13 protein-coding genes are annotated in these 12,434 nt (G+C 45.8%); 8 read left to right on the top strand and 5 right to left on the bottom strand.

Annotated elements, in window-relative coordinates; genetic code table 11:
- Window positions 1-112: 112 nt before the first annotated feature.
- Window positions 113-1,630 (bottom strand): leucine-rich repeat domain-containing protein, encoded by a 1,518-nt coding sequence (locus P5G61_RS09435; protein WP_301246217.1) that lies wholly within the window; start codon window positions 1,628-1,630, stop codon window positions 113-115.
- Between the two features lie 342 nt (window positions 1,631-1,972).
- Between P5G61_RS09435 and P5G61_RS09430 the strand changes: the two genes are divergently transcribed.
- The 7 genes from P5G61_RS09430 to P5G61_RS09400 all read left to right on the top strand — a co-directional run bounded on the left by P5G61_RS09430 (window position 1,973) and on the right by P5G61_RS09400 (window position 8,075).
- Window positions 1,973-2,863 (top strand): diacylglycerol/lipid kinase family protein, encoded by an 891-nt coding sequence (locus tag P5G61_RS09430; RefSeq protein WP_301246216.1) that lies wholly within the window; start codon window positions 1,973-1,975, stop codon window positions 2,861-2,863.
- Between the two features lie 174 nt (window positions 2,864-3,037).
- Window positions 3,038-3,955 carry an aldo/keto reductase gene (locus P5G61_RS09425; RefSeq protein ID WP_301246215.1) on the top strand — a complete coding sequence of 306 codons (918 nt, stop codon included), beginning with the start codon at window positions 3,038-3,040 and terminating at the stop codon, window positions 3,953-3,955.
- A 274-nt stretch (window positions 3,956-4,229) separates the two neighbouring features.
- Window positions 4,230-5,612 (top strand): transcriptional regulator, encoded by a 1,383-nt coding sequence (locus P5G61_RS09420; RefSeq protein WP_094937394.1) that lies wholly within the window; start codon window positions 4,230-4,232, stop codon window positions 5,610-5,612.
- Between the two features lie 240 nt (window positions 5,613-5,852).
- Complete coding sequence (locus P5G61_RS09415) at window positions 5,853-6,023, top strand: aspartyl-phosphate phosphatase Spo0E family protein (RefSeq protein WP_076287270.1); 171 nt, start codon at window positions 5,853-5,855, stop codon at window positions 6,021-6,023.
- A 98-nt stretch (window positions 6,024-6,121) separates the two neighbouring features.
- Window positions 6,122-6,502: a GntR family transcriptional regulator gene (locus tag P5G61_RS09410; protein ID WP_064642001.1), complete on the top strand. Its 381-nt coding sequence runs from the start codon at window positions 6,122-6,124 to the stop codon at window positions 6,500-6,502.
- Window positions 6,499-7,380: an ATP-binding cassette domain-containing protein gene (locus P5G61_RS09405; protein WP_301246214.1), complete on the top strand. Its 882-nt coding sequence runs from the start codon at window positions 6,499-6,501 to the stop codon at window positions 7,378-7,380. Before P5G61_RS09410 ends, P5G61_RS09405 begins: the two co-directional genes overlap by 4 nt.
- Window positions 7,377-8,075: a hypothetical protein gene (locus P5G61_RS09400; protein WP_301246213.1), complete on the top strand. Its 699-nt coding sequence runs from the start codon at window positions 7,377-7,379 to the stop codon at window positions 8,073-8,075. Before P5G61_RS09405 ends, P5G61_RS09400 begins: the two co-directional genes overlap by 4 nt.
- 92 nt (window positions 8,076-8,167) lie before the next feature.
- Here P5G61_RS09400 and P5G61_RS09395 read toward each other — a convergent pair whose 3' ends face one another.
- From P5G61_RS09395 to P5G61_RS09380, 4 genes are all read right to left on the bottom strand, one after another.
- Window positions 8,168-8,686 (bottom strand): hypothetical protein, encoded by a 519-nt coding sequence (locus tag P5G61_RS09395; RefSeq protein ID WP_301246212.1) that lies wholly within the window; start codon window positions 8,684-8,686, stop codon window positions 8,168-8,170.
- Between the two features lie 32 nt (window positions 8,687-8,718).
- Window positions 8,719-9,498, bottom strand: coding sequence for an isocitrate lyase/PEP mutase family protein (locus P5G61_RS09390; protein WP_301246211.1), 780 nt, complete (start codon window positions 9,496-9,498; stop codon window positions 8,719-8,721).
- Window positions 9,499-9,581: 83 nt separating this feature from the next.
- Entirely contained in the window at window positions 9,582-10,628 is a 1,047-nt protein-coding gene (locus P5G61_RS09385) for a bifunctional transcriptional activator/DNA repair enzyme AdaA (protein WP_301246210.1), read from the bottom strand.
- A gap of 114 nt (window positions 10,629-10,742) precedes the next feature.
- Window positions 10,743-11,618 (bottom strand): DMT family transporter, encoded by an 876-nt coding sequence (locus tag P5G61_RS09380; protein ID WP_301246209.1) that lies wholly within the window; start codon window positions 11,616-11,618, stop codon window positions 10,743-10,745.
- Between the two features lie 234 nt (window positions 11,619-11,852).
- Here P5G61_RS09380 and P5G61_RS09375 point away from each other — a divergent pair, with 234 nt between their 5' ends.
- Entirely contained in the window at window positions 11,853-12,434 is a 582-nt protein-coding gene (locus tag P5G61_RS09375) for a hypothetical protein (protein WP_301246208.1), read from the top strand.

The raw sequence follows: 12,434 nt of genomic DNA, 5'->3' as shown, positions 1-12,434 counted from the left end.
TCAGACGGGGACTTCGCTGTGCATGCAAGAAGCTGCATGGATGGCATATGAATGGATTATGCATTGAGATAAGTAGAGATAAGTGCGTGGTGCTTGAGTATACTTTTGTTAATTAAGGTTGTTGTACACTCTCATCCTGTGCTTTGTTTTCGAAGATCAGGATCGTTTTGCTGCTTCCGGTATACCCAACCGTCGTATGGAATTGCTCCGAAATAAATCGTACCGGGACAAACGCCTTGCCATCTCTCATCAACAGAGGCGCGTCGTTTACCGCAAGAGTATCATCTATACTCACCTGTTTGTTGCCCACCGTCCACTTAAGTACCGTGTCATTTTGCGCAATCTGAACCTCCTGTGTATCCGGATTCCAGTTCACGCTGGCATTCAATTGCTCCGAGACAAAGCGAAGCGGCACATAGGTCCGTCCATCCTCGATAAAAGGCGCAGCCTCCAGCGCGTAAGCCTGATCACCCACATAGGCGGTTGTAGACCCTTCAACCAGTCGCTGGAATCTGCCTTGCGGGGTGCGCTTCTGCTCCCGTACGTTCATTTGATTTAGAAGGCGCATCGTGTTGCTGCCGCTAGCGACGTCCAGGTAGTTATTTTGCACCGTTAGTCCGGCAGGTTCCGGCTCGGAGACCGAAGTCTGAGTACCCGAGGACAAGGAGGTGGAGGTCGAGATATCTGTTATGGTATTAGCAGAGCTGTTTCTTGTAAAAGTAAATCCGGCAATGGGTGTCAGATCCCACACCTGGTTGTTGGACAGCTTCAGCACTTCCAGCTTGGACAGCTGCCGTAACGGCTCCAGGTCATAGATCTGATTGGACTCTGCATTCAGTTCTTTGAGCCCTGTCAGGCTCTCCAGGGGCGCCAGATGCTGAACCTGATTCCCGGAGACGTCCAGCGTCTGCAGACGTGTCATATGCTCCAGTGGCATCAGATCGGAAATCTCGTTGCCTGCCACATTCAGCTTCTGAATTGTATTCGGCAGATCAGCCAGTACATCCAGTGTCTGAATATGGTTATTGGCCACATTGAGCTGTTTAAGCTTTCTTTTATCCGCCAGTGGTGTCAGGTCCGTGATCGTATTGTTCGAGATTTCGAGCCATTGAAGATCATCTGCATCAGCCAGTGCGGAGAGACTGGTAATCTGGTTACCGCTGGCGTGAAACGTATGTAGTCGATTGAATCCACGTACAACCTCTATAGAAGAAATGGAATTGTTGCTGATATACAGCCGTCCCAGGTCTTTCAGATCAGCCAGTGCATCAATGGATGTAATGTAATTGTTGCGAACGTCAACCTCGCGAAGCTGAGTCAGATGCTCCAGCGGTGTTAAATCGTCAATCTCATTGCCATATAACCGGAGGTGAGTCAGATTCGTGGCGTATTGCAGACCGGCCAGGCTTTGAATGCCTGCATTGCTTAGATCCACAACGTTCAGCTGCTCCAGATCGGATGAGGTTAGAGGGGAATCTACCGGTTTGTTCAAGATCAGCTTCAGTCCGTTCTCCAGTGCAGGGTCTTCGATGATTCCTTCGCCCAAGTCTGCAGTAGTATAGGCCATCGACTGCCCAGCGGCCCCGAGACTCAGGATGAATACTAGAAATAGTAGAGTCATTCTTCTCATTGCATGAATTCCCTCCGATTCCGATTTTGAGATTATAAAATACTCCGAACAGATTGAGTTCTTTGATGATATATAAGGTAAGTGTAAATGGATCAGTTTAACTTATGCAGGCACGAATAAAAACACATCTATAGTTATTAACCAGTCATTAGGCAAAAGGAACATGAAATTCATGACAGGCAGCACATCTACTTCTATTCTATATGATACCAGCCCCATACTGTACTCTTCCGATCATCTTTTTCAAAAAAAATTGTACAACTCCCCCAGATCGTATTCAACTCCATGGCAGATAGGGTATAGATGAAGTAAAGAATGCCATTTGGAGGAGAAGATGCAGGTATGCGCCAAGCCATGATCATTAGCAATCCATCGTCCGGTAAAGAAGAAGCTAAGCAGTATGTGTCCCAAGTCAAAGAAATTCTTGAATCACAACAGTATGAAGTGGTGCTTAATGAAACGGCCGGGGAGGGCGATGCGACCAACTACAGCCTGAGTGCCTGCCAAGACGGCTGTGATCTCGTCATTTCCATCGGAGGAGATGGGACACTGCATGAGACGATTAACGGCATGATGGAGCAGGAACATCGTCCCAGACTGGGTGTGGTGCCGCTAGGTACGGTGAATGATTTTGCGCGTGCGCTGAATATCTCGCTTGACCCGGAAGAAGCCATTCGGCAGTTACGATCGGGGCAGGTTCATAGGGTAGACCTCGGTAAAATCAATGATCGTCTGTTTGCCAACGTGGTGGCAGCCGGTTCATTGGCGGAAGCGCTGTTCTCGGTATCGTCGGAAGAAAAGTCGAAGCTGGGTTCATTTGCTTATTTGAAGGAAGGGTTGAAAGACCTCATGAACACACCCGCCAAGCAGCTAACCATTGATTATGACGGGCAGTTCTGGGAGGGTGAATCTCCTCTTTTTCTCGCGGCGCTGACCAATTCGGTTGGAGGCTTTGAGAAATTGTCGCCGGATGCAGCGGTAGATGATGGGTTAATTCATTGTTTTGTGATCCGTAGCATGAACGTCTTCAATACAGTTACACTCGGAACGTCCCTGCTGTTTGGCAAACTCAAGAACCATAAGGATGTTGACTATTTTACGGCAAAAGAAGTTCATGTCCGTTCCACGGATGCCATCCGCACGAATGTAGATGGAGAGGAAGGGCCTTCCCTGCCCATTCGAATCCGTGTATTGCCTCAGCATATTGAAGTGATCGTCCCGGAAGAAGTGTAAGCGGATGAATGATGCAGAAAAAAACCTCCATTATTCCATATAAGAATTCTAAAATTCCATTGAAACCGATTGCAGTTCTGTGTCACAATCATAGACGGAAGACAAGTATATACCAGTTGGCAATGATTATGGGCATTAGAGTACGATACTATTCGAATATGGAGGGAAATCATCTTGAGAACAATTAAACTTGGCAGCAGCGCACTTGAAGTACCGGTTGTAGCCGTTGGCTGCATGCGAATTAATTCATTAAGCAGCAAAGAAGCAGAACAGTTTGTTCATTCCGCCATGGAAGCAGGCGCGAACTTCTTCGATCATGCTGATATTTATGGAAATGGAGCATGTGAGGAGATCTTTGCAGAGGCTGTGCAGATGAATCCCCAGGTTCGTGAAAATATGATTCTTCAGTCCAAATGCGGTATCCGCAAAGGCATGTTTGATTTCTCAAAAGAGCATATCTTGAATTCGGTGGATGGCATTCTGCAACGCTTGAAAACCGAGTATCTGGATGTTCTGTTGCTGCATCGCCCGGATACATTGGTTGAACCCGAAGAAGTGGCTGAAGCCTTTGACCAGCTGGAGCGCGAAGGCAAAGTGCGTCACTTCGGGGTATCCAACCAGAATCCGAACCAGATCGAAATGTTGAAAAAATACGTTAAACAGCCACTGGTAGCGAACCAGTTGCAGTTGAGTATTACCAACACCACGATGATTGACAGCGGAATCAACGTGAACATGGAGAACGATGCCGCGGTTAACCGTGATGGCGGTATTCTTGATTACTGCCGCCTGCACGATATCACGATTCAACCATGGTCTCCGTTCCAATACGGATTCTTCGAAGGCGTATTCCTAGGAAGCGACAAGTTCCCGGAACTGAATGCGAAGATCGACGAGATTGCTGCAAAATATGAAGTGAGCAACACGACCATGGCGATTGCCTGGTTGCTGCGTCACCCTGCTCATATGCAGCCAGTGACAGGCACAACGAACATCCAGCGTTTGCAAGATTGTATCAAAGCTGGCGATGTTCACCTTACGCGCCAGGAGTGGTACGAAATCTATCGTGCAGCTGGCAATGTGCTGCCTTAAACCAAGAGTAATATATAGCAGATCGTTCTGCTATAATGCATGTAAAACACGAGCGCATATGCTGCTCGTGTTTTTATTTTATCCTTTATTTGATGCTTGCCCGTTCCCGGTATAAAATAAGGGTAGGGCCTTTATTTTAACAAAAGGATTTTTTTGTAATTAATACAAATTAGTTGAATTTATCTTATTGACCCTTGCTTAATTATTACATATAATTACTTTTGCATACCGTTAATCCTGTCTATGGTTTTTTATTTTGGAGGGTGGTGTTAGTTTGGAGCCGACAACCACGATACGCGATCACTTAGAAAGTTATCTGAAGCGTGAGCAGATGTCCATTAGTCTTTTTTCGGAAACGTCAGGAATTAACTCCGGTACGCTGAGCAATATTTTGAACAAGAATCGTCCGATTGCGATGCAGCAGCTGGATCGAATCACTTCAGCTATGAGACTTGAAGAAGGTTACTTCTATGAATTGTACATAGATGAGTGTTTTGTCCATGCTGCCCCTGACTGGCGAAGACTGGGACCATTCCTTCATCGATGTGCTGAGTTGAATAAATTGAACTGTATTGAAGAGGTTATTCGTTTGATGATGGATAATCTATCTTATATTCCTTTGCTATTTGATCTGGCTGAAGAATTCTACCATGCCGGTAATTTCGAACCGGCCGTTCTACTATATGAAACGATAGCCGAAAGTGAGAAAATGCAACACTCCGAACGGCTTGCACTATGTCAGTATCGACTCTTCAGGCTGGGACTGACCAATGATCAGCAACGAAATCTGATCATCGCGGCTCAATTCGAATATTATGTTGACCGGCTTGATGAACGTTATCAGCTGGATGCGCTCAACGAATTGATTAATGCCTTTGGGGCCTTGCATAGATGGAATAAAGTGCAGGAGCTGTCCGAGAAGTTAAAGGTGAAAGCAACCATCCATTATGAGTTGAATGGGAGAAGGAAACAGGAAGAAACAAAGAGACCTATTGTGTTCTACATTTTGTATTCCTATTTGGCTTCAGGAAGTGCGTGTTATCAACTTAAGGACTATCAAGGCGCCCTTAAATATGTTTCTTTATATACGGATAACAGCTGGGTGAAGAACCCTGATCAGGACGAAATGGTAGTCATGAATCAGTTTCAGGAATGGGCTGAGGGCAACCGTTATATATATCAATTAATGAGCGGACAGTTTGAGGTGTTAGCTGATTATTTGAATTACATCTCAACAAAAGAAAATGAGATTTTCCCTGCGCTTTGTGATATTGTGACTGCTGCAAATCGCTATGATAAAAATATTGATGACGTACTCGAACAGTATGAATCTTACTTTACGTACCAGGAACAAAGCAACCGAATCGGAAAAGTCAGCAGACAGGTTACAGATGATCGATATCTACGTCTATTAGCGGATCTGGGTGCGTATTATCTAAAGAAAGATGAGTATTTCACAGGGATACAATTTGTTCTGGATAGTTTGCGATTCTCTATTGAAATTAGCAGTGGACGAGGTATGCTTAGAGGTGTCGGACTGTTTGAGCAATATAGGGAGTTTGCAACTGAGACGGCGAAACAGCAATACAAATTGATCATTAGTGAGGTGCAGAAACTCAATGAAGAGAAAGTTGGCTTTGCTGATAGCTACATGTAGTATTATTATTTACATTGTAGCTCCTGCTACGGATCCTGTCTCAAGCAACGAAGTTCCAGATCCCACAATTATGAGAACTGCTGACCACGGATTCGGAACTTAAAAATTGGTAATGGACGCTTCTGAATATTCATTCAGAGGCGTCTTTTTTTGCGTCTGGTGGAAGAATAAGTATGTCGTACCCCTTGCGGCCTATCGATTGGCATAATAAACTAAAATATGACAAAAAGGAGGGGTACTATGGATTGCCTGGAGTTAATGTCACAGATCGAAGAAGCCAGACAACAGCTTCACCGCTTGCAGTCGGAATACGGCAGTCTGCTTCATCCTGAAGTCATCCAGCAATCTGTAGTTTTGGACGGTCTTATTAATCAATACAATCGAGCCAAAATGAAAAAGTTGATCAATTAGGGGTTCGCCTATTTACATATTGGTTTCCGTGCACTATAGTTAGTCACATGAGTAACTAACCGACTAACTAATTAACGATGGATGAAAGTTGGAATCGCATGAAATCGAATTTGGATGAATCTCAGCCCATTTTTCATCAGATATCCATGATGATTATGGATGACATTGTAGACGGCAGATTGAAGGTGGAGGAACAGGTCCCTTCAACCAATGAGCTCTCTCGCTTTTACAATATTAATCCAGCCACGGCACGCAAAGGGCTTCAAACGCTCGTGGACAAAGGTATCATTTATAAACAGCGGGGTGTTGGCATGTTTGTTGCGAAGGGAGCCAGGGAAGCGCTGCTTGTTGAGCGAAAACAGCATTTCTACGAAGAATATATCAAGCCTTTACTTGAAGAGGCCAGACGGATTCACATGAATGAGGACATGATTATTGATTTGATCCGAGGTAAGAAGGATAAGGAGAGTGAGTTATGATTCATATCGAGCAGATGAACTACAGTTATCAGAAAACAAAAACGCCGGTTCTGAACAACGTTACTTTGCATGAGAGTGAGCCGATCATCAGTGCATTGTGGGGCAGGAATGGTGCTGGCAAAACAACCCTTATGAGTCTGCTTGCAGGCCATAACCGGCCTGATGCTGGGACCATCCAAGTGATGGGCCAGGACCCTTACAATAATTTGGCTGCACAGGAGAATCTGTGTTACATCCAGGAGAATCATCCTTTGGGCAAAAATTGGACGATTAACGATATGATTCGATTGGGTCAATACTTTCATCCTCAGTGGAATCAGGCTCTTGCCGAGCATCTAATCGACATGTTCGAATTACCATTGAAGAAAAAGATAACCAAGTTTTCGAAAGGCATGAAGACAGCGGCCCAAATTATATTGGGTTTAGCCAGTAATGCAAAGGTAACGATCTTTGATGAACCTACCAATGGACTCGATGCCGAGAAGCGTAAGTTCTTCTATAATGCTTTATTGGAAAGTTATGAAGATAACCCGCGTCTGATTCTGTTATCGAGCCATCATATTGAGGAGATTCAGCCTTTGTGTGAGTCTCTTATCGTTCTGCAAGCTGGGGAAGTGTTGTTTAATCAGCCGATGGAAGAGATGCGTGAAAAAGGAGTTCTTCTAACAGGGAGAATTGAAGATGTCAATCGAGTCACAGCAGATGTGAAAGTTATAGAGTCCTCCCAGATGGGATCGACCTTGAAAGTGATGATTGATGAGCCGTACTCGAAAACGTGGAAGGACATCGCACACACGCAGGGGCTTTCCATTGAGAAGGCGACACTACAGGATTATTTGGTTAACAGAACCCGTAATCAGGAGGGGGTTAAGCGATGAACGCAGCGAAAGGTACGAATCGGCTGATTCTGGATGATATGCGTTTGTATTTGATCATATTTTCATCGATTGCTCTCATGCTCACTGTCGTATATTTGGCAATCGGATTTATCTTCGATGTCACGTACACCACACAACTGTTTGGTCCAATGTACGGGGGAATATGTACTTTTGCGATTGCGGGAATCCTTACTTTGTTTCCGGTTGCGATAGGGATGGGGAGCACACGAACTCAGTTCATGAAATCTTTCTATACTATTTCGGTATGGATGGTCGTGGGAACAATCACCATACTGAATGTAATCTATTTCATTATGCATCTTCTCCATGAATATGGAACGCTTAGTGTAACCTTTTATCAACCAGGCATGCTGTACTCAAGCCAATATCAATTTTTCTCTTATCTGTGGATCGATCTGATGACTGGATTCCTTGTGCTGGGATTGTCCATCTTTATAACCGTCTGTTGGATCAGATTGGGGATGCGTAATTTTTTCAGTCTGTTCTTTGGAGTTGGCCTAATCATCACGCTGGTATTTACTCTGGCCGATCTTAGTGAGTTTATGTTATGGATTGCGGGGGTCAATCGCATGGCGTTGTTCACTGCTTTGGGAGTCATTGGAGGTGCTTTGCTTCTGAGCACGTACCCCATGATGAAGAATGCACCGCTTATAATGAAAGGCAGAAAAGACTGATGAGAGACGCTTTTGATAAAGCAGTCTAACTATCCATTAAGATCAGAAAAACACGAGGGAGTATATACACGCCTCGTGTTTTTCTGTATGAGTTAAGCTTGAGCCTGTGGTTTAAATCCTTCGTCTTTGAGATACTCGCCAGCTTCGCTACGAGATTCGAAAGCCATATCCAGATTAAGACCGGAATACACATACCACATGTCATCTTCATATTTTAAAGTAAGTGTATGTCCATCTTCATCGATCCATGTTCCGCCACCAGTAGAGGTTGTAGCCAATGTAGGAGCAGCAGTTTTTACTTGTTCTGGCACCTCAAATTCAACTGCGTTGGGATTATAAGACATCGCTTTGATCGTTTCATCTAACAATGTCCGTAGGTCTGCTTCGGAGTAATCCCGAATATTGACGAATCCTTTATCATCGGTCTCATAGTTGGGCAGTAGCCCTGCATAGATATAACCGTTACCGTTAGGATGAATATGGAAAGCAACAATCTTTTTATCATACGCGCTATCTTCGTAGTGAAAATTAACACGACCGAGAGAAACATCTTTGCGTTGCAGTTGCGGATACGATTGTAGCACTTCAAGCTTTTGTTCAACGTTAAGCATATTTTCCTCCTGTTAGTGTTGGGTAGTGGTGATTATAACATAGTTCCTGATAGAATACTTTGCCCCAGTTCTTTCAGGTGTTCCATCGCTTGCAGATAAGGATAAGGACCATAGCTTACGCGTGCCACACCCAGCTCGCCAAGTTGTTTTGGTGAAGGTTCATATGATGTAACCATCACGTTGACCGGAAGCGACGAACGCTCACATAATTCCTGAATCAGTTGTTGATTCTGTAAGCCTGGAACGAACAGACCACTGGCCCCTGCTTCTGCATAAGCCTTGGAACGAATAAGCGCTTCTTCAAGGAGAGCATGATTGTGTCGTTCAGGTACATTTTGCAAAAAGATATCTGTGCGGGCGTTAATGAACAGTGGAATGCCTGCCTGTTCCGCTGCCTCCCGGGCGGCCGACAGTCTTAGACATTGCTCCTCCACCTCGTACAGTCCTGCGCCATCCGGAAGCTGATCTTCGATATTGATTCCTACCGCACCGTGATGGATCACGTGGCTCACATTTTCCTTCACTGCTGACACAGACCTGCCATACCCTCCCTCAATATCGAGCGTTACAGGCAGTTCGACGCTCTTGGTGATCCGCGCCAGATTGGCGAGTACCAGTTGGAAGGGCATTGCTTCTCCATCTGGTTCACCATGGGCGGCAGCTACAGACCAGCTTCCGGTAGCGATTGCTGTGGCGCCGGTGGACTGGAGGGCTTGTGCGCTTCCGGCATCCCACACATTGACCAGCACCAAGGGATTGCCTTTCACATGGGCTTGGTGGAATATCGCTGCTTTTTCTTGTAGGGTATTCATATTATTTCGCTCCTCGTTATATTGCTGTAAGCTGCTTCACAATACTTGCGTCCGTTCTTTCTTGCATCTTGGGCACTGGGTGCTCAAATCTCTTGCTTCTCATGAGTTAAAAGCCAGTTTTTGCGCGTCAGCCCACCGCCGTATCCGCCGAGTTCACCACTGGCATTAATTACACGGTGACAGGGAATAACGATAGCCAGCTGATTGGCTCCGTTAGCCTGTGCTACCGCTCGACATGCTGTAGGTTTACCCAGTGCATTCGCAATATCCTGATATGACCTCGTCTCTCCCGCCGGAATTGCAATCAATTGCTCCCATACACTCTTTTGGAATGGTGTTCCTAACCAGAACAACGGGGTGAGGAATACATTTAATGTGCCTTCAAAATACTGCGCAAGTTCCCGTTCAATGGAACGAATCGGCTCTGTTATTCCGGGTACAATGGCTGACTTGGTGCGTTTGCGCAATCGTTCTACTTCACGCTCCAGACCTCTGCGGTCTACAAATTCAAGCAGATATAATGCGTTCTCATCGGCTACAGCCATCATGGGTCCTAGACGTGTGTCGATCCAGGACGCCTTCAATACATGCTCTTCATCCACTTGTGTAGGCGCTGCGCCCATGATTCGCGAAAAGGCATCCCGGAACCCGCTGCCGGATTCGTAACCGGTGGACAGCTGGGCATCAATGACCGTACGACCGGAGCGAATATTTTTCAGGGCCAGTCCCATGCGACGGGCGCGGGCATACTCCACAAAGGTCATGCCAAATCGCTTCTTGAACTGACGTCTGGCCGTGGATTCGTCGATGGATAATGCCTTGAAGTCCTGACCTTTCCAGCGTTTCTCCGGATGGTTCTCTACGGCTTCTACCAATATGCGTACCACATCCGACACCTGATTGGGGTGGGATAACGGACGGCAGCGCTGGCAAGGGCGATATGAAGCAAGCAATGCCTGCTGCGCCGTCTCGTAGAATTCACAGTTTTCGAACTTCGGCTTTCGAGCAGGACACGTAGGGCGACAGAAGACACCCGTGGTCTTGACCCCGACATAGAATAATCCTTCGTATTCCGAATCCTTGGCAACCAGGGCCTGATAGTATTGTTCTTTCAGTTCAGCAGAAATCATTGGGCGCACGTCCTTACTTCAGTAGAGTTAACCTTACGGATATTATAAAAAAACGATGCACAGGGCATCGCCGAAAATCAGGCATGAATATTTTTATTTCAGCATGCAGCATGCTCATTTGAATGATGTTTTCTTTTGATTTGTCCGTCCACTCCAGTTTACCAAAAAGATCCCCAGGAATATGCATAGTCCACCGATATATACGTAGTTCTGAATGACTTCGCCAAGAAGCAGCCAGCCGGATAAGACACCGAAGAATGGTGCGAGAAACAGGAATGCACTTGTCTTGCCCGGATCGCCTTTGCTTAACAGGTAATACCACGTAGCGAACTGCACCATGGAACCGAGGATCGCCAGATACAGAATCACCCCTATGGACGTGGCATTCAGGATGAGTGTTGTTGATTCCATGGTGAAACTGAGCAATAACAGCGTCACCCCGCCGAATAACATCTGATATGCCGTTAACACCCAGGTGCTGAAGCGTGATCCCCATTGTTTGACCAAGAGGGTAGCGATGGCCCAGGACAAGGCGGAGCCTATACCCAGCAGTGTTCCTTCCGAGAATTGAAGATGGAATCCAAGCGTGATGAAGACCCCTGTTATTCCGATTAGTACCCCAAGCCACTGATATGCCCGATATCGTAGACCCACAAAGACACTTCCCAGAAGAACTACCAATAGCGGATTCGTAAACGTGAGAATGGATGTCTGCCCCGAAGGAATGGTGCGCATGCTTAGGAAAATACAGGCCATCACGCCAGTCGTCTGGAACAGACCGATGACGAATAACCGGAGCCAGTCAGGCACAGTGGTCGGAAGGTTTTTATTTCGCACCCATAGCGCCATTAGTCCTCCAGCCAGAGTGAATCGAATGCCGACCAGCAGAATGGGGGAAAGATAAGCCAGCCCAATTTTGCCCACAGCAAAGGATGAACCCATAAGCGAGGTGGCGAGTATAACGAGCATCATAAAAGCAAAACGATTCAACTTTTTTTCCTCCCCAAATATAGCGTATTTTTTGACCCTTTCAGGGTATCACGCCAACGTTTCAGGGTTCATCGAAGTGTAATAACGAATAGGATTTATAACTCATTTACATAATATGGAGCTTAATGTGAGACGATATGGTGTAGTAATTACTATAGAAGATGCTGATTGGAAAGATCTCTTGGGGTGAATGCATCATGCTTGTTAATTTAGATGAACGTGGAGGGAGTTCCAATGATGAATATCAATAAAAATAAATCTATACTCTGGGTGTCTGCTCTGTGTATTCTGCTGCTGACCAGTGCATGTGGGGCGAAAAACAACAACGAATCCGTACAGGAACACGCCTATCCACAATCAAAGCAGCCCATAGAGGAAGCGGGAAATAGTTCCGTTCCCAATATTGAGGCGAAGAATAACAATAATCAGGCGAGCGAAAATGTGAATGAAGGCAAACCTTCGGCTCAATCGGAATCCTCCCCTGATGCAAAAGGACAGGTCATGATCGTGATTGACCAGACGGACAAGCCGTCCGAAGGCAACAGCTTTGATTTTGCGATCAAACAAATTCCTGAGGGTTACGCTTTAACCGAGATGCGTTGGACGTCCAACACGGTAACGATTGTGAATTCCTATAAGGAAGCGATCGAACATGGCGCGAATGGGAAAGAAGGATTTTATATCAGTGGTGATGGACAATTCTCCGGATTTATCTATTCGGATGAGATGAAGGGTGAACGCGGCAAAGCGACGTTTGTCTTTACCAATGATGAGGGGAAGGAAGTCACCTCGGAGAAGGAAATTAAATTAAAATAA

This window comes from Paenibacillus vandeheii (genome assembly GCF_030433635.1).
In the GTDB taxonomy this organism is placed as follows: domain Bacteria; phylum Bacillota; class Bacilli; order Paenibacillales; family Paenibacillaceae; genus Paenibacillus; species Paenibacillus vandeheii.
This window is presented reverse-complemented; position numbering and strand designations above follow the sequence as displayed.

Coding starts and splice junctions, on each gene's coding strand:
- P5G61_RS09405 (WP_301246214.1), top strand. CDS start 6,499: ATGATTCATATCGAGCAGATGAACTACAGTTATCAGAAAACAAAAACG.
- P5G61_RS09415 (WP_076287270.1), top strand. CDS start 5,853: ATGGATTGCCTGGAGTTAATGTCACAGATCGAAGAAGCCAGACAACAG.
- P5G61_RS09375 (WP_301246208.1), top strand. CDS start 11,853: ATGATGAATATCAATAAAAATAAATCTATACTCTGGGTGTCTGCTCTG.
- P5G61_RS09410 (WP_064642001.1), top strand. CDS start 6,122: ATGAAATCGAATTTGGATGAATCTCAGCCCATTTTTCATCAGATATCC.
- P5G61_RS09435 (WP_301246217.1), bottom strand. CDS start 1,630: ATGAGAAGAATGACTCTACTATTTCTAGTATTCATCCTGAGTCTCGGG.
- P5G61_RS09390 (WP_301246211.1), bottom strand. CDS start 9,498: ATGAATACCCTACAAGAAAAAGCAGCGATATTCCACCAAGCCCATGTG.
- P5G61_RS09395 (WP_301246212.1), bottom strand. CDS start 8,686: ATGCTTAACGTTGAACAAAAGCTTGAAGTGCTACAATCGTATCCGCAA.
- P5G61_RS09430 (WP_301246216.1), top strand. CDS start 1,973: ATGCGCCAAGCCATGATCATTAGCAATCCATCGTCCGGTAAAGAAGAA.
- P5G61_RS09400 (WP_301246213.1), top strand. CDS start 7,377: ATGAACGCAGCGAAAGGTACGAATCGGCTGATTCTGGATGATATGCGT.
- P5G61_RS09385 (WP_301246210.1), bottom strand. CDS start 10,628: ATGATTTCTGCTGAACTGAAAGAACAATACTATCAGGCCCTGGTTGCC.